The organism is Mesorhizobium sp. PAMC28654 (assembly GCF_020616515.1).
Taxonomy (GTDB): domain Bacteria; phylum Pseudomonadota; class Alphaproteobacteria; order Rhizobiales; family Rhizobiaceae; genus Mesorhizobium.
In genome coordinates this window covers 4350845-4366676 of sequence record NZ_CP085135.1, presented here as the reverse complement: position 1 = coordinate 4366676, position 15832 = coordinate 4350845, and the positions used below count along the sequence as shown (strand labels likewise).

Sequence of the window (15832 nt, the reverse complement as noted above, 5' to 3'; positions counted from 1 at the left end):
AGCAAGGCGTGGCTCGGGAGGCTGTTGGATCGTCAACGCCCACCCGCGGCGGCAAGGCCAGCACCCTAACGCCGGCATCAATCCACTAGACGAATCGCATCGCCGCGCCGACCGCCACTGATGCCGGCTGGTCGACCGTGCAGTAGACACCCAGATTGTGCGCGTTGTGGCGAACCAGGTTGCGCAGGATCGCCGGATCGTTGTCGAAACCGTCCTGGGCAATGATGGTGAAGCCGCAGCGGCGGCACGGCTCCGAAATCGTCAACAACAGGTCGCCGATGGCCAGCTTGCGGCCGATCCATTCCGTTTCCGGAAAGGATCCTTCGACCGCGGCCATGTCGACCACGATGTTGGGCCGGAAACGGCGTGGGTCGGCCGCACCCTGCGGATGCAGCGCCTTCAGCCGCGCCAGCGACGCTGTGGTCAGCAGATGAATGGGCGCCTTGCGATAGCGTTCCTCGGTTAGTGCTCCCGAATAGTCGGGCGTCGCATCGTCCCGGCGAAACGGCCGGATCGAAGCCTCGAAGCCGAGATAGGCTGATACGGCGCGGTCGCTTTCGGCGCCGGGCGCGGCCAGCCAATCACTGCCCGGCGTCGCGATCTCCAACTGCCGGGTTTCCGACAGCCGGGTCCGGATGCGCGGCACCTTATGCCATTTCGCCGCGCGATCCGGCCGGGCGATCTCATTGTCCGACACATCGACAAGGCCGAACAGCCGGTCGCCGTCGATGGTCTCCAGGCTAACCGAAATCGTGTCCAGGCGTTCCCCGGCGAGCGAACTCGCCGGATAACGCCAAAGCTCGGTCACGCTACCCAGTGTTGCCACTTCCCGCGTCAGCCTTTCTTGTTCTGCCGGTTGGCGATCAGGTCGTCGACGACAGCCGGATCGGCAAGCGTCGAAGTATCGCCAAGTGCGGCAAAATCATCCTCGGCGATCTTGCGCAGGATACGCCGCATGATCTTGCCCGAGCGCGTCTTGGGCAGGCCGGGCGCGAACTGGATCTTGTCGGGCGAGGCGATGGCGCCGATCTCCTTGCGGACATGGGCGACAAGGTCCTTGCGCAACTCTTCGGTTGCTTCCACCCCCCTCATCAGGGTGACGTAGCTGTAGATACCCTGGCCCTTGATGTCGTGCGGATAGCCGACGACGGCGGCCTCCGAAACCGTCTCATGGCTGACCAGCGCCGATTCGACCTCGGCCGTGCCCATGCGATGACCGGAGACGTTGATGACATCGTCGACACGGCCGGTGATCCAGTAGTAGTCGTCGGCGTCGCGGCGGCAGCCGTCACCGGTGAAGTACTTGCCCTTGTAGGTCGAGAAATAGGTCTGGATGAAGCGCTCGTGATCGCCGTAGACGGTGCGCATCTGGCCGGGCCAGGAATCGGTGATGCAGAGATTGCCGTCGGCCGCACCTTCCAGCACCTTGCCCTCGCCGTCGACCAGTTGCGGCTTGACGCCGAAGAAGGGCCGCGTCGCCGAACCTGCCTTGAGGTCGGTGGCGCCCGGCAGCGGCGTGATCAGGATGCCGCCGGTCTCGGTCTGCCACCATGTGTCGACGATCGGCACCTTGCCGTTGCCGACGACGTTGAAATACCACTCCCAGGCTTCCGGGTTGATCGGCTCGCCGACCGAACCCAGCACGCGCAGCGATTTGCGCGACGTCTTCTTCACAGGCTCGTCGCCGGCACCCATCAGCGCGCGCAAGGCCGTCGGCGCTGTGTAGAAGATGTTGACCTTGTGCTTGTCGATGACTTCCCAGAAGCGTGACTGCGACGGATAGTTCGGCACACCTTCGAACATCAGCGTGGTGGCGCCGTTGGCGAGCGGGCCGTAGACGATGTAGCTGTGGCCGGTGACCCAGCCGACATCGGCGGTGCACCAGTAGATGTCGCCGTCATGGTAGTCGAAGACATATTGGTGCGTCATCGAGGCATAGACGAGATAGCCGGCGGTGGTGTGCAGCACGCCCTTCGGCTTGCCGGTCGAGCCCGAGGTGTAGAGGATGAACAGCGGATCCTCGGCCTTCATTTTCTCCGGCTTGCATTCGGGCTTAACCGTCGCGACCTCGTCGTGGTACCAGACGTCGCGGCCAGGCGCCCAGCCGATCTTGCCGCCGGTGCGGCGCACGACGACGACATTCTTGACCATCACGTGGTGCCTGGCGGCGATGTCGATGGCCTTGTCGGTGTTTTCCTTCAGCGGGATCGGCTTGCCGCCGCGCAGGCCTTCGTCGGCGGTGATGACGAAAGTCGATTCGCAGTCGACGATGCGGCCGGCCAATGCGTCCGGCGAAAAGCCACCGAAGACGATCGAATGGATGGCGCCGATACGCGTGCAGGCCAGCATCGCATAGGCGGCCTCCGGGATCATCGGCATGTAGATGGTGACGCGGTCGCCCTTCTTGACGCCGTGCTTCTTCATCACATTGGCGAGCCGGCAGACATGCTCGTAAAGCTCGTTATAGGTAATCTTCTTGTCGTCGTAGGGATTGTCGCCTTCCCAGATGATGGCGGTCTGGTCGCCGTGCTTCTTCAGGTGCCGGTCGATGCAGTTGTAGGAGACGTTGGTCAGCCCATCCTCGAACCATTTGATCGAGACCTTGCCGTCGAAGGAGGTGTTCTTGACCTTGGTGAAGGGCTTGAACCAGTCGATCCGCTTGCCGTGCTTGCCCCAGAACTTGTCCGGGTTCTTGACGCTCTCGGCATACCATTTCAGGTAGGTGTCATTGTCGATCAGGGCGTTCTTTTTCCACGCCGGCTGGACGCGATGGATCTTTGCCTCGGACATGTCTTCGCTTTCCTCCCGAAACCAAACCGCCGGCTTGGCCGCCAGCGGGGATCGCGGCGACACGGCCGCGAATTCGGCGGCATTATTACCAGTTCCGCGTTGACGGCAATATTAGACATTGGGTTTGCGCGGCGGGATGCCGCACGTCCCGACCGAGCCGCTATCAGCACTCGAGAGAGTTCGCTGCTAACCGCATGTTTTTGCGGGATAAACCTGACACCGATCACGAAAATATCAATAGACGATTAAGTAATGAAGCGCAGAATCATCATTGGGAGGAGAAGGAGACTCGAACCCAGAGGACCACAATGCGCGACCACGCCGAAATGGACCTGATGCTCAAGGGCTATGGGCTGACCACGGCCAAGATTCTCTATCATTTCCCCGACCATCCGCACCTGCTGCAGAGCTTCATCTGGCAGGATTACGACATCGCCCCGAAGTTTCCGGTGTTGATCCGGTTCATCGAGTTCTGGAAGGCCAAGCTCGAGGGCCCGCTGCATTCGGTTGTCTACACGCACCAGAAGCTGATCGCGCCGAACGAATGGCGCAAGGTCGACGGGGAATTCGTGCTGCACTGAAGAGTGGCCGCGGACGGTCTGTTTCCATTCTCGTGCGGCGACAGCCAAGCGGCAGTCGGCTATGGTTGGCGGGCGGCGCGGCAAGGCAGAGTGCCCGGCGTCCGCGATCGGGAGAACGGACATGACCGCTTTCGACTATGCCGCACTGCTGCTTCGTGTCAGCGTCGGCGGACTGTTTCTTGCCCATGCCTATCTGAAATACTTCGTCTTCACGCCCAAGGGCACGACCGACTATTTCCAGTCGCTCGGCGTACCCGGCTATTTCGGCTTGATCGCCATCGCCGCCGAAACGGCCGGCGGTCTTGGCCTGATCTTCGGTGTCGCCACGCGGCTGGCGGCGATCCTGCTCATTCCCCTGATGGCGGGCACGATCGTGCTCGTCCACGGCAAGAATGGTTTCTGGTTCACCAATGCGGGCGGCGGCTGGGAATATCCGGCGCTGTGGATCGTCTGCCTGATCGTCATCGCCCTGATCGGCAGCGGCCAGGCGGCGCTTTGGCCGATCTGGGGATAGGTTGTCCAAGGCTTGGGTCGCGCATCACGCGACCCAAGCGACGGGATGTCAGGCCGCCGGCGGGTTGAGCCGTGCGAAGCCTTCCTGCCGGTGATAGGGAAAGTAAGGATAGGGCGCGGTTACCGCGCTCGCCGCGTCGAGCGTCTTCATCTGCTCTGGCGTCAGCGTCCAGCCGACGGCGCCAAGGTTCTGGCGCAACTGCTCCTCGTTGCGGGCGCCGATGATGACGGATGAAACGGTCGGGCGCCGCAGAAGCCAGTTGATGGCGATCTGCGGCACTGTCTTGCCGGTTTCCTCGGCCACTGTGTCGAGGGCATCCATGACCCGGTAGAGATGTTCGTCCTCGACCGGCGGCCCGAAGCTCGCCGTGTCATGCAGCCGGCTCTTTTCCGGCAGTGGCTGTCCGCGACGGATCTTGCCGGTGAGCCGGCCCCAGCCGAGCGGGCTCCACACCAGCGCGCCGACACCCTGGTCGAGGCCGAGCGGCATGAGCTCCCATTCATAGTCGCGGCCGACCAGCGAATAATAGACCTGATGCGCTGCGTAGCGCGGGTAGCCGTGCTTGTCGGCTTCCGCCAGCGACTTCATCACTTGCCAGCCGGAGAAATTGGAGACGCCGACGTAGCGCAGCTTGCCGGAGCGCACGAGCTCGTCAAGCGTCGACAGCACCTCCTCGATCGGCGTGCCGGCATCGAAGGCATGCAGCTGCAAGAGGTCGATGTAGTCGGTGCCGAGGCGCTTCAGCGCGGCGTCCACGGATTTGATCAGCCGCGAACGTGACGAGCCGTAATCGGCCGGCCCGTCGCCCATCGGCAGCGAGGTCTTGGTCGAGATCAGCACCGCGTCGCGACGGCCCTTGATGGCTTCGCCAAGCACTTCTTCCGAAGCGCCATTCGAGTAGACATCGGCGGTATCAAACAGGTTGACGCCGGCCTCGAGGCAGATGTCGATCAGCCGCCGCGCTTCGTTGGCATCACTGTTGCCCCAGGCGCCAAACAGCGGGCCGGATCCGCCAAGGGTGCCCGCGCCGAATGAAAGTGCCGGCACTTTCAGGCCGGATGAGCCGAGACGTCGATAGTCCATGATTTTACTCCTGATGATGTGGAACGGGGGAATGTCGAATAGGGAGCTGGCTTGCGGTCACGACCGGATGGAGGCAGGCGCGCCGAGCGCAGGCGTGCGATCGAGACGTAGTGCCGTTCCCGCCACGACAAGGGCCGCGAGCGGCAGCAAGGCAGCGACCCAGGTGAGCGAACCCAGGCCAAGGCCATGGGCGATGACCGCACCACCGAGCCAGGCGCCGGCGGCATTGCCGAGATTGAAGGCGGCGATGTTGAAGGACGAGGCGAGGCTCTGGCCGGCTCCTTGCGCTTTCTCCAACACCCACATCTGCAGTGGCGCCACGGTGGCGAAGGCAGCAGCACCAAGCAGGCCGACATAGATGACGGCCATGACCTGGCTGTGGATCGCGAAGGTCATGGTTGCCAGCACCACGGCCAACACGACGAGACTGCCCAGCACAGCCGGCACCAGCCAGCGGTCGGCAACCTTGCCGCCGGCGAGATTGCCAGCGATGAGGCCGCCGCCGAAGACGAGCAGGATCGGGGACACCGCGGCTTCCTTGAAGCCGCTGATCTCGGTCAGCAACGGGGCGATGTAGGTGAAGACGGCGAAAACGCCGGCATAGCCGAGCACGGTGGTGGCGAGGCCGAGCAGGACCGGCGTTCGGCGAAGCACGGCGAGATCGGCGCGCAGGTCGCTCTTTTCGGGGGCTGTCTGGCTACGTGGCACCAGAAGCAGGATGACGGCGAAGGCCGCCAGGCCGACCACGGTTACCGCCCAGAAGGTCGCCCGCCAGCCAAAGGCCTGGCCGAGCCAGGTGCCGAAGGGAACGCCGAGGATGTTGGCGATCGTCAGCCCAGTGAACATGAGCGCGATGGCCGAGGCCTTCTTGTTGGGCGCGACCAGGCCGGTGGCGACAACCGAGCCAACGCCGAAGAAGGTGCCATGGGCAAAGGCGGTGATGACGCGCGCGCCCATCAGCGTCCAGTAGTCCGGAGCCAGCGCACAGGCGAGATTGCCAAGCGTGAAGATCGCCATCAGTGCCAGGAGCACCGTCTTGCGTGGCCAGTTGCCGGTGGCGATGGTCAGCAGGGGTGCGCCGATGACGACGCCGAGCGCATAGCCGGAAATGAGCTGGCCGGCGGCCGAGATCGAGACACCGAGATCCTTGCTGACATCGAGCAGCAGACCCATGATGACGAATTCGGTGACGCCGATGCCAAAGGCACCAGCGGCGAGGGCATAGAGAGCAAGAGGCATGGGGTTCTCACTTCGAAGACGGGCGGTTGATGCAATGGGCGCCTCGTCCAAACCGCGCCCCCGACCTGAAAGATCGTGCCGGCATGCATTGTGAACCAGACTTGCCTTGGGAACATTTTCTGTGAAATAGATTCACAGATGGCCAGACACGACGTCAACCGCTCCGGCGAGATAGAAGTGTTTGTCCGCGTTGTGGAGGCGGGCAGCTTTTCAGCCGCGGCGCGCATGTTGCGCATGACACCGTCGGCGGTAAGCAAGCTGATCGCGCGGCTGGAGGCTCGGCTTGGTGCGCGGCTGGTCAGCCGTTCGACGCGCAAGCTGCAACTCACCCCGGAAGGGACCGCATTCTACGATAGCGGTCTGCGCATCCTGGCCGACCTGGCGGCCGCCGAGCGCGAGGCGGCAGCGGGGGCCGCGCCGCGCGGGCGGCTTCGCGTCAACACCTACGTACCCTTCGGGGTACACCGGCTGATCCCGCTTCTGCCCGATTTCCTCGAACGCTATCCCGAGATTTCGGTCGATCTGGTGCTGACCGACAGCGTCATCGACCTGATGGCGGAACGGGCCGATGTCGCCGTTCGAGCGGGGCCACTCAGCGAATCCCGGCTGGTGGCGCGCAAGCTCGGGCAAAGCCCGGTGGTGGTCGTTGCCGCGCCGAGCTATCTAGGCATGCATGGCACGCCGCTGACACCGGCCGATCTCGATGGGCATAATCGCATGGGCTTCTGCTTCGTGCGGCATGTCGACGGCTGGCCGTTCCTCGACGAGGCCGGCAACGCCGTCACGGTCCCGATCACGGGCAACACCCTGGTCAGCGACGGCGAGGCGATGCGGCTGATGACACTTGCCGGAGCCGGCATCTCCAGGCTGGCGCGCTGGCATGTCGCTGGCGATATCGCCGCCGGTCGGCTGGTACCGCTGCTGGAGGGCTTCAATCCCGGTGACCAGGAGGTCACCCACGCGGTCTATGTAGGACAGGGCCGGCATCTGCCGGCGCGCGTGCGCGCGTTTCTCGATTTCCTGGCCGAGACCGTGCGGCTGACCTGACAGGAGCAGGCTCTCGGGAGCCGTCGGGCTCCCGAGATGTCTGGCTGGGCGCTATGCTTTCGGTGTGAACGGCGCCGGGCGTCGGCCCGCCGCCTGGCGTTCGAGCATCCAGCCGGGATATTCGGCCGGCAGCGCGCTGACCTCGTCGAGACGGACAAGATCATCCGTGTCGAGCTTCAGCTGGGTCGCGGCGAGGTTCTGTTCGAGCTGTTCCATGCGGCTGGCGCCGATGATGACGCTCATCACAAAGGGTTTCGCCAGCACATAACCGAGCGCCACCGTGGCGACGCTGACATCGTGCTTGCGTGCGATCTCGCGCATCACCGCGACAGCCGCCCAGGCACGGTCCTCGTTGACCGGCGGGAAGTTGAAGCTGGCGCGGCGGCCCTCGCCATTGCCAGCTGCGCCAGGTCCGTATTTGCCGGACAGCAGGCCGCCCGCCAGCGGCGACCAGACCATCAGTCCAAGCTTCTCCTCGTTGAGCAAAGGCACGATCTCGCGCTCGAGGTCGCGGCCGGCGATCGAGTAGTAGGACTGGATGGTCTCGAAACGGGCAAAGCCCTTGCGGTCGGCAATGCCCAGCGCCTTGGCGATGCGCCACGCCGCCCAGTTGGAAACGCCGACATAGCGAACCTTGCCGCTGGCAACGAGGTCGTCCAGCGCCCGCAAGGTCTCGTCGATCGGCGTCACGGTGTCGGTGCCATGCAGCTGGTAGAGGTCGATATGGTCGAGTTGCAGGCGCTCCAGGCTGGCATCGACCGAATCCATGATGTGGCCTCGCGACGAGCCCCGCTGGTTCGGGCCCTCGCCCATGGCGCCGTGGACCTTGGTGGCGATGACCACGTTCGACCTGGCGACGCCGAGATCCCTGAGCGACTGGCCGAGCAGTCGCTCGGACTCGCCGAACGAGTAGACGTCGGCCGTGTCGAAGAAGTTGACGCCGGCGACCAGCGAGCGGGCAACGATCTCGTTCACGCCCTTCTGGTCGAGGCTGGCGATCAGGCCCCATTGGGCATTTTCCCCGGCGGCGCCGAAGGTCATGGTGCCGAGGCACAGTTCGGAGACGAACATCCCCGTATTTCCAAGCTGATTGTAACGCATGGGTGGAGACTCCAAGAGAATTGTGATGACGCAAGGCGAATAGGAACGGTACGTTTCGTTTCTAGACTTGGCGTAATGGACCTTTCAAGCTGGACCATCCTCGGTCGACCGCCATTACCGCTGCATTTATGATGGTGGTCTCAGAATTTATCAGAGATCAACGGCTCGGATCATCGTGTTCGAGCGGCGATTGACCTCCTCGACGAGGTCGTCATCCCACTCGGGACCGGAAAGACGATATTCCGCAAGCGAAGGTTTTTCAGCGACAAACCGTTCAGAGTCCTCGACAGCCAGCACGACGGCAACTGGCATTCCGCGCACGCTAATGGTTTGCGGCCCTTTTTCGCGAGACTGACCTACCAGTTTCGAGAGATTGCTCTTTGCGCTCTGAATATCCCATTTCATAAGGGCTGCCCGCTGAATAGCTTCGCAAATTATACACCAGACCAGCAGAGCTACTACCGGCTGCCGAAAATCGCAGAACCGACCCTGACACTGGTGGCGCCGAAGGCTATCGCCGTCTCGTAGTCGCCGGACATGCCCATCGACAGTTTGGCGGCGCCGGCCTCGCGCGCAAGTTTTTCCAACAGTGCAAAATGCGGGCCGGGGTTCTCGTCGGCCGGCGGGATGCACATCAGGCCTTCGATGGCGAGGCCATGGGTATCGCGGCAGCGGGCGACGAAGGCGACGGCCTCGCGGGGCTCGATGCCGGCCTTCTGGGGTTCGGAACCGGTGTTGACCTGGACATAGAGTTTTGGAGCGCGGTCCTGCCTCGCGATCTCCTTGGCGAGTTCGGCGGCGATCTTCTCGCGATCGACCGTCTCGATGACATCGAACAGGGCCACCGCTTCCTTCGCCTTGTTCGACTGCAGCGGGCCGATGAGATGCAGCTCGATATCGGGGAAAGCCTCCTTTAGAGCCGGCCATTTGCCTTGCGCTTCCTGCACGCGGTTTTCGCCGAAGACGCGCTGGCCGGCCTCGATCACCGGCTGGATGTCGGCGGTGTCGAAGGTCTTGGAAACCGCGACCAGTGTTACGCCGCCGGCCTCGCGAGCCGCCTCGCGCTCGGCGGCGGCGATCCTGGCCCTGACCGCGAAAAACTGCTGAACGGCGTCGCCCATGTCTGAATCCTGCTGTTTTGACCCGCGTTTTTAACCGACGCGATACCCATATGGTTGACGGGTTTGCCAAACCATGGTGAACACCCGGACCACATTCCCTGAACTGCCGAGCTGTCGCCCGCAGTCCGCGATGCTTTTAAGTGAAAAACGTCCCATGGCAACCGAACGATACAATCCGCGCATATCAGAGCCCAAATGGCAGAAGGCCTGGGACGCCAAGAAGCTGTTCGAAGCTGACAACAACGATCCGCGCCCGAAATACTATGTGCTGGAGATGTTCCCCTATCCGTCGGGGAATATCCATATCGGACACACCCGCAACTACACGATGGGCGACGTGGTGGCGCGCTACAAGCGGGCCAAGGGGTTCAACGTGCTGCACCCGATGGGCTGGGATGCCTTCGGCATGCCGGCCGAAAACGCGGCCATGCAGAACAAGGTCCATCCCAAGGAATGGACCTACAAGAACATCGCCGCCATGCGCGAGCAGCTCAAGGTCATGGGCCTGTCGCTGGACTGGGCGCGCGAATTCGCCACCTGCGACGTCGACTATTACCACCGCCAGCAGATGCTGTTCCTCGACTTCGTCGAGAAGGGGCTGGTGACGCGCAAATCCTCCAAGGTCAACTGGGACCCGGAGGACATGACCGTGCTCGCCAACGAGCAGGTCATCGATGGCCGTGGCTGGCGCTCCGGCGCGCTGGTCGAACAGCGTGAGCTGACCCAGTGGTTCTTCAAGATCACCGATTTCGCGCAGGACCTGCTGGACTCGCTCGACGGCCTCGACGAATGGCCCGAAAAAGTGAAGCTGATGCAGCAGAACTGGATCGGCCGTTCCGAGGGCCTGCTGATCCGCTGGCCGCTGGCCTCGGACGTTGCCGGCGAACACGAACTGGAAGTCTACACGACCAGGCCCGACACCATTTTCGGCGCCTCTTTCATGGCGATCGCCGCCGACCATCCGCTGGCCAGGAAGGCCGCCGAGAACAATCCAGCGCTGGCGAAGTTCATCGAAGAGATCCGCCACATGGGTACTTCGGTGGCGGCGCTGGAGACGGCCGAGAAGAAGGGTTTCGACACCGGCATCCGCGTTGTCCATCCGTTCGACGACAGCTGGACGCTGCCTGTCTACGTCGCCAATTTCGTGCTGATGGAATACGGCACCGGCGCCATCTTCGGCTGCCCGGCGCACGACCAGCGTGACCTCGACTTCGCCAATAAATACGGCCTGTCGGTGGTGCCGGTGGTGATGCCGGAGGGCGAGAATCAGGCGACCTTCCAGATCATCGACGTGGCCTACGGCGATGACGGCGCGATGATCAATTCGCGTTTCCTCGACGGCATGAAGCCGACCCAGGCTTTCGACGAGGTGGCCAGGCTGCTGGAGCAGAAGACGATCGGCAACCGGCCGATGGCCGAGCGCAAGGTGAATTTCCGCCTGCGCGACTGGGGCATTTCGCGCCAGCGCTACTGGGGCTGCCCGATCCCGATGATCCATTGCGAGGATTGCGGCGTGGTGCCGGTGCCGAAGGCCGACCTGCCGGTCAAGCTGCCGGATGATGTCGAGTTCGACCGGCCGGGCAATCCGCTCGACCGCCATCCGACATGGCGCCATGTCGAATGCCCGCGGTGCGGCAAGGACGCGCGCCGCGAAACCGACACGATGGATACGTTCGTCGATTCGTCCTGGTATTTCGCCCGCTTCACCGCGCCCTGGGCGCATGAGCCGACCGATCCCAAGGCCGCGAACGAATGGCTGCCGGTCGACCAGTACATTGGCGGCATCGAGCACGCGATCCTGCACCTGCTCTATTCGCGCTTCTTCACCCGCGCCATGCGCGAGACCGGCCATGTCGATCTGGCCGAGCCATTCAAGGGCCTGTTCACCCAGGGCATGGTGGTGCACGAGACCTACCGGGTCGGCGGCGCATCGAATGGCCGCTGGCTGGCGCCGAGCGAGGTGCGGCTTGAGGACGCGGAGGGCAATCGCCGCGCCATCGAGATCGCCACCGGCGACGAGGTGTCGATCGGACCGCTCGAGAAGATGTCGAAGTCGAAGAAGAACACGGTGAGCCCGGAAGAGATCACCGACGGTTACGGCGCCGACACGGCCCGCTGGTTCATGCTGTCAGATTCGCCGCCCGAGCGCGACGTGGAATGGACCGATGACGGTGCCGCCGGCGCGCATCGCTTCATGCAGCGCATCTGGCGCCTGGTGTCGACAGCGGCCGAATCACTCGCCGCAATCCAGCCGGCCGCAGCCAGGGACGGCGAGGCCGGGGTGGTTTCCAAGGCCGCGCACAAGATGTTGAAGGCTGTCGGCGAGGATATCGAGAAGCTCGCCTTCAACCGTGCCATTGCCCGTGTCTACGAACTGGCCAATGCGCTGACGACACCGCTGAACGAGGTGGTGGAAGGCAAGGCCGACGCGGCGCTGAAAGGCGCCTGCCGCGAGGCGGTGGACATTCTCGTGCACCTGATCGCGCCGGTCATGCCGCATCTGGCCGAGGAATGCTGGCACACGCTTGGCGGCACCGATCTGGTCGCCGAGCGGCCGTGGCCGGCCTACGATCCGTCGCTCATTGTCGACAGCGAGATCGTCCTGCCGGTCCAGGTCAACGGCAAGAAGCGTGGGGATTTGACAATTGCCCGCGACGCGGACCAAGGTGCGGTCGAAAAAGCGGTGCTCGCTCTCGACTTCGTGCAGAAAGCGCTCGAAGGTAAGGCACCACGCAAGGTGATCATCGTCCCGCAGAGGATCGTCAATGTCGTTGCCTGATCCGGAGAAGACGCAAGTGACGCGTTCCCTGCGCCGCATGGCGCTTTTCGGCCTCGCCTGCATGGCGCTGGTTTCCGCGTGCACGGTGCGCCCGCTCTATTCGAGCGCGCCGCTGACCCCCGGTTCGCAAGTCAGCCCCACCGCCGAGCTTGCCTCGATCGGCATCAAGCCGGTCAAGACGCGCTATGCCCAGCAGGTTCGCAACAACCTGGTCTTCGGGCTTGGCGGTGGCCAGGGCGAACCGGCTTCGCCTGCCTATTCGCTCGATCTTGGCGTCACCGAACTCGTCGAATCGGCTGCGATAGAGCAGGTGGCAACGGATGAGGACGAGCCGACGTCAGGCAGCGTGACACTGACGGCCGCCTACACCTTGACCGACTCCAAGACCGGCGCAACGATCTCCAAGGGCAGGCGTGCGATCACATCGTCCTTCGACCGGCCACGTCAGGAATATGCATCATACCGGGCGCAGATCGACGCGGAGAACCGCGCCGCGCGCGAACTGGCCGAAGTGCTCCATCTCGCCATTGCCCAGGATCTGATCAAGCACGGCAAGACGGCCGGGTAGGGTATCCGGCCTGATGTGCCGAAACGAAAAAAGGCCGATTGCTCGGCCTTTTCTTTTGGGATGCCGTTGTCTTGATCTCAGCCGATCGTCTGGCCGGTCTTTGCCCAGTCGGCAAGGAACTGCTCCAGGCCCTTGTCGGTCAACGGGTGCTTGACCAAAGCCTTCAGCGTTGCCGGCGGCACCGTAGCGACATCGGCGCCGATGAGGGCGGCCTGCTTGACATGGTTCACGGTGCGGACCGAAGCGACGAGGATCTCGGTCTGGAAATCGTAATTGTCGTAGATCTGCCGGATCTCCTGGATCAGCTCCATGCCGTCGATGCCGGTATCGTCGATGCGTCCGACGAAGGGCGAGATGAAGGACGCGCCCGCCTTGGCCGCCAGCAGCGCCTGGTTGGCCGAGAAGCACAGCGTGACGTTGACCATGCGTTTCATCTCGGTGCGGATCGTCTTGCAGGCCTTCAGGCCGTCGAGGGTCAGCGGCACCTTGATGCAGACATTGTCGGCGATCTCCGCCAGAATCTTGGCCTGCTGCATCATCTCCGAATATTCAGTGGCGGTCACTTCGGCCGAAACCGGGCCCTTGACGATGTCGCAGATCTGCTTGGTTACCTCGGCGATCTTGCCGCCGGATTTCAGGATCAGCGACGGATTGGTGGTGACGCCGTCGAGCAGCCCCAGGTCGTTCAGTTCACGGATGTCCTTGACATCGGCGGTGTCGACAAAAAATTTCATGGCGGGTCTCCTGACGATTTTCTCGTGCCAGAATGGCACGTTCAGCGTTGCCCTTTGATCTAGAGCAAAGTAGGGGCAAGGTCACGCATCATGATCGAAGATTCGCCCTTTGCCACGGCCGCGCCCGTGCTCGTTCCGATGCCAGCCGAACGCCCCTATACCTATGCGGTGCCCGCAGGCATGCGCGTGGTGCCGGGCTCGATCGTGCGCGTTCCACTCGGTCCGCGCCAGGTAGCCGGCATCGTCTGGGACGGCGTGGTCGAGAAGGTCGACGCCAGGAAATTGCGGCCGATCGAGCAGGTCTTCGACTGCCCGCCGATCGATCGTGCCATGCGTCGTTTCGTCGACTGGGTCGCGCAATACACGCTGTCACCGCCCGGCATGGTGGCGCGCATGCTGTTGCGGGCGCCCGAGGCTTTCGACCCCGAACCCTGGATCGAGGGGCTGCAGCGTACGCTCGCCGATCCCGACCGGATGACTGCCGCAAGGCAGCGTGTGCTGGAGACAGCCGAAGGCGGGCTTGCCTGGACGCGATCGGGTCTCGCCCATGCGGCCGGCGTGTCGTCGACCGTGATCGATGGCCTGCGGGCGCAAGGTGTCTTCGAAACGGTGATGATCCCGCCACGCCCGGTGGTGGCGGCACCTGATCCGAGTTACGCCGTGCCGGAACTGATGCCCGACCAGAGCGCTGCGGCCGAGATGCTGCGCGCCAATGTCGCGGCCGGTGTCTTCAATGTCGCGCTGCTCGACGGCGTGACGGGATCGGGCAAGACGGAAGTCTATTTCGAGGCGGTCGCGGCCGCGCTCGACCGGGGTAGCCAAGTGCTCATCCTGCTGCCGGAGATCGCGCTGACCCATGCCTTCCTCGAACGCTTCCAGCAGCGTTTCGGGGCCAAGCCGGGAGAATGGCACTCCGACCTGCCGCCAAGGATGCGCGAAAGGGTCTGGCGGCAGGTGGCCGAGGGCGGCGTGCGCGTTGTCGCCGGCGCGCGCTCGGCGCTGTTCCTGCCGTTCAAGGAACTCGGGCTGATCGTCGTCGACGAGGAGCACGACCCTGCCTACAAGCAGGAGGATCGCGTCTTCTACAATGCGCGCGACATGGCTGTCGTGCGCGGCCATATCGGCGGCTTCCCGGTGGTGCTTGCGTCGGCGACGCCGTCGGTCGAAAGCCGGGTCAACGCCCAGCAGGGTCGATACAACAGGGCTATTCTCTCCGCCCGTTTCGCCGAGGCGGCACTGCCACACCTGAAGGCGATCGACATGCGCCGGGCGCCGCCGGCACGCGGTGGGTTTCTGTCGCCGGTGCTGCTCGACCATGTCAGCCGGACCCTGGACAAGAAGGAACAGTCCCTGCTGTTCCTTAACCGGCGTGGCTACGCGCCGCTGACGCTCTGCCGGGTCTGCGGCCATCGCTTCGGCTGTCCCGTCTGCTCTGCCTGGCTGGTCGAGCACCGCTTTCGCGGCCAGCTCGTCTGCCATCATTGCGGCCACAATGAGCGCCGTCCCGAAGCCTGTCCGGAATGCGGCACGCTCGATCATCTGGTGGCTTGCGGACCGGGCGTCGAGCGTATCGCCGAAGAGGTTGTCACGCATTTCCCTGACGCGCGCACGATCGTGCTTTCGTCCGATATCATGGGCGGCGTGCGGCGCCTCAGGCTGGAGCTCGAAGCCATCGCCAATGGCGAGGCCGACATCGTCATCGGCACACAGCTCGTCGCCAAGGGGCACAATTTCCCGAACATGACGCTGGTCGGCGTCGTCGATGCCGACCTTGGCCTTGCCAATGGCGATCCGCGTGCCGCCGAGCGGACCTTCCAGCTGCTCAGCCAGGTCACCGGCCGCGCCGGGCGCACGGGCAAGAAGAGCCTTGGCCTGCTTCAGACCTTCCAGCCGGACCACCCGGTGATGCGGGCGATCATTTCCGGCGACGCCGAGGCCTTTTACGAGCGCGAGATCGCCGAGCGCGAACGGGCGGTGCTGCCGCCATTCGGCCGGCTGGCCGGCGTGATCGTGAGTGCCGCAAGCCGCGCCGAGGCGGAAGGCCATGCGCGAGCGCTGCGGCGCACGGCGCCCGAAGCCTCCGACCTGTTCGTGCTGGGCCCGGCCGAAGCACCGTTGGCACTGCTCGGCGGACGCCATCGCTTTCGCCTGCTGATCCAGGGCGAGCGCCGCGCCGACATCCAAGGCTTCATAAGGGCGATGCTCGCCAATGGGCCGAAGCCGCGCGGCTCGGTCAGGGTGCAGGTTGATATCGATCCGCAGAGTTTTTTGTAAA

At 63.9% G+C, this 15832-nt stretch carries 14 protein-coding genes; 6 read left to right on the top strand and 8 right to left on the bottom strand.

Annotation, left to right across the window (positions count from 1 at the left end):
* Positions 1-85: 85 nt before the first annotated feature.
* Both LGH82_RS21370 and acs read right to left on the bottom strand, forming a co-directional pair.
* Positions 86-826 (bottom strand): MOSC domain-containing protein, encoded by a 741-nt coding sequence (locus LGH82_RS21370; protein ID WP_227344626.1) that lies wholly within the window; start codon positions 824-826, stop codon positions 86-88.
* An 8-nt stretch (positions 827-834) separates the two neighbouring features.
* Positions 835-2790 carry an acetate--CoA ligase gene (acs, locus tag LGH82_RS21365; RefSeq protein WP_227344625.1) on the bottom strand — a complete coding sequence of 652 codons (1956 nt, stop codon included), beginning with the start codon at positions 2788-2790 and terminating at the stop codon, positions 835-837.
* Positions 2791-3098: 308 nt separating this feature from the next.
* On the opposite strand from acs, the gene LGH82_RS21360 reads away from it, so the two are divergent.
* Together LGH82_RS21360 and LGH82_RS21355 are read left to right on the top strand one after the other, a co-directional pair.
* Positions 3099-3371, top strand: a complete 273-nt coding sequence (locus tag LGH82_RS21360; protein WP_227344624.1) for an usg protein — start codon at positions 3099-3101, stop codon at positions 3369-3371.
* 121 nt (positions 3372-3492) lie between these two features.
* Positions 3493-3885 (top strand): DoxX family protein, encoded by a 393-nt coding sequence (locus tag LGH82_RS21355; RefSeq protein WP_227344623.1) that lies wholly within the window; start codon positions 3493-3495, stop codon positions 3883-3885.
* Positions 3886-3933: 48 nt separating this feature from the next.
* Here the strand turns inward: LGH82_RS21355 and LGH82_RS21350 are convergent, their stop codons facing one another.
* Positions 3934-4968: an aldo/keto reductase gene (locus LGH82_RS21350; protein ID WP_227344622.1), complete on the bottom strand. Its 1035-nt coding sequence runs from the start codon at positions 4966-4968 to the stop codon at positions 3934-3936.
* A 57-nt stretch (positions 4969-5025) separates the two neighbouring features.
* Positions 5026-6207, bottom strand: a complete 1182-nt coding sequence (locus LGH82_RS21345; RefSeq protein WP_227344621.1) for an MFS transporter — start codon at positions 6205-6207, stop codon at positions 5026-5028.
* 138 nt (positions 6208-6345) lie between these two features.
* On the opposite strand from LGH82_RS21345, the gene LGH82_RS21340 reads away from it, so the two are divergent.
* Positions 6346-7254: a LysR family transcriptional regulator gene (locus LGH82_RS21340; protein WP_227344620.1), complete on the top strand. Its 909-nt coding sequence runs from the start codon at positions 6346-6348 to the stop codon at positions 7252-7254.
* 51 nt (positions 7255-7305) lie between these two features.
* Here LGH82_RS21340 and LGH82_RS21335 read toward each other — a convergent pair whose 3' ends face one another.
* The 3 genes from LGH82_RS21335 to LGH82_RS21325 form a co-directional block, all read right to left on the bottom strand.
* Complete coding sequence (locus tag LGH82_RS21335; RefSeq protein WP_227344619.1) at positions 7306-8355, bottom strand: aldo/keto reductase; 1050 nt, start codon at positions 8353-8355, stop codon at positions 7306-7308.
* 150 nt (positions 8356-8505) lie between these two features.
* Positions 8506-8760 (bottom strand): type II toxin-antitoxin system prevent-host-death family antitoxin, encoded by a 255-nt coding sequence (locus tag LGH82_RS21330; protein WP_227344618.1) that lies wholly within the window; start codon positions 8758-8760, stop codon positions 8506-8508.
* 53 nt (positions 8761-8813) lie between these two features.
* Entirely contained in the window at positions 8814-9476 is a 663-nt protein-coding gene (locus tag LGH82_RS21325) for a YggS family pyridoxal phosphate-dependent enzyme (protein ID WP_227344617.1), read from the bottom strand.
* A gap of 154 nt (positions 9477-9630) precedes the next feature.
* Between LGH82_RS21325 and leuS the strand changes: the two genes are divergently transcribed.
* Together leuS and LGH82_RS21315 are read left to right on the top strand one after the other, a co-directional pair.
* A complete protein-coding gene (leuS, locus tag LGH82_RS21320; protein WP_227344616.1) occupies positions 9631-12255 on the top strand; it encodes a leucine--tRNA ligase in 2625 nt (874 codons plus the stop codon).
* Positions 12242-12823 carry an LPS assembly lipoprotein LptE gene (locus LGH82_RS21315; protein ID WP_227344615.1) on the top strand — a complete coding sequence of 194 codons (582 nt, stop codon included), beginning with the start codon at positions 12242-12244 and terminating at the stop codon, positions 12821-12823. The genes leuS and LGH82_RS21315 overlap by 14 nt, the downstream gene beginning before the upstream one ends.
* A 77-nt stretch (positions 12824-12900) precedes the next feature.
* On the opposite strand, the gene fsa is transcribed toward LGH82_RS21315, so the two are convergent.
* The gene (gene fsa / locus LGH82_RS21310; protein WP_227344614.1) at positions 12901-13557 is read right to left on the bottom strand and encodes a fructose-6-phosphate aldolase; all 657 of its coding nucleotides are present in this window, start codon (positions 13555-13557) and stop codon (positions 12901-12903) included.
* A 90-nt stretch (positions 13558-13647) separates the two neighbouring features.
* On the opposite strand from fsa, the gene LGH82_RS21305 reads away from it, so the two are divergent.
* On the top strand, positions 13648-15831 hold the full coding sequence (locus LGH82_RS21305) for a primosomal protein N' (RefSeq protein WP_227344613.1): 2184 nt from the start codon (positions 13648-13650) through the stop codon (positions 15829-15831).
* Position 15832 lies beyond the last annotated feature (1 nt).

What these genes read in the sequence shown, in the direction of transcription:
- acs (WP_227344625.1), bottom strand. Translation starts at nt 2,790, where the DNA reads ATGTCCGAGGCAAAGATCCATCGCGTCCAGCCGGCGTGGAAAAAGAAC.
- LGH82_RS21360 (WP_227344624.1), top strand. Translation starts at nt 3,099, where the DNA reads ATGCGCGACCACGCCGAAATGGACCTGATGCTCAAGGGCTATGGGCTG.
- LGH82_RS21355 (WP_227344623.1), top strand. Translation starts at nt 3,493, where the DNA reads ATGACCGCTTTCGACTATGCCGCACTGCTGCTTCGTGTCAGCGTCGGC.
- LGH82_RS21350 (WP_227344622.1), bottom strand. Translation starts at nt 4,968, where the DNA reads ATGGACTATCGACGTCTCGGCTCATCCGGCCTGAAAGTGCCGGCACTT.
- LGH82_RS21345 (WP_227344621.1), bottom strand. Translation starts at nt 6,207, where the DNA reads ATGCCTCTTGCTCTCTATGCCCTCGCCGCTGGTGCCTTTGGCATCGGC.
- LGH82_RS21340 (WP_227344620.1), top strand. Translation starts at nt 6,346, where the DNA reads ATGGCCAGACACGACGTCAACCGCTCCGGCGAGATAGAAGTGTTTGTC.
- LGH82_RS21335 (WP_227344619.1), bottom strand. Translation starts at nt 8,355, where the DNA reads ATGCGTTACAATCAGCTTGGAAATACGGGGATGTTCGTCTCCGAACTG.
- LGH82_RS21330 (WP_227344618.1), bottom strand. Translation starts at nt 8,760, where the DNA reads ATGAAATGGGATATTCAGAGCGCAAAGAGCAATCTCTCGAAACTGGTA.
- LGH82_RS21325 (WP_227344617.1), bottom strand. Translation starts at nt 9,476, where the DNA reads ATGGGCGACGCCGTTCAGCAGTTTTTCGCGGTCAGGGCCAGGATCGCC.
- leuS (WP_227344616.1), top strand. Translation starts at nt 9,631, where the DNA reads ATGGCAACCGAACGATACAATCCGCGCATATCAGAGCCCAAATGGCAG.
- LGH82_RS21315 (WP_227344615.1), top strand. Translation starts at nt 12,242, where the DNA reads ATGTCGTTGCCTGATCCGGAGAAGACGCAAGTGACGCGTTCCCTGCGC.
- fsa (WP_227344614.1), bottom strand. Translation starts at nt 13,557, where the DNA reads ATGAAATTTTTTGTCGACACCGCCGATGTCAAGGACATCCGTGAACTG.
- LGH82_RS21305 (WP_227344613.1), top strand. Translation starts at nt 13,648, where the DNA reads ATGATCGAAGATTCGCCCTTTGCCACGGCCGCGCCCGTGCTCGTTCCG.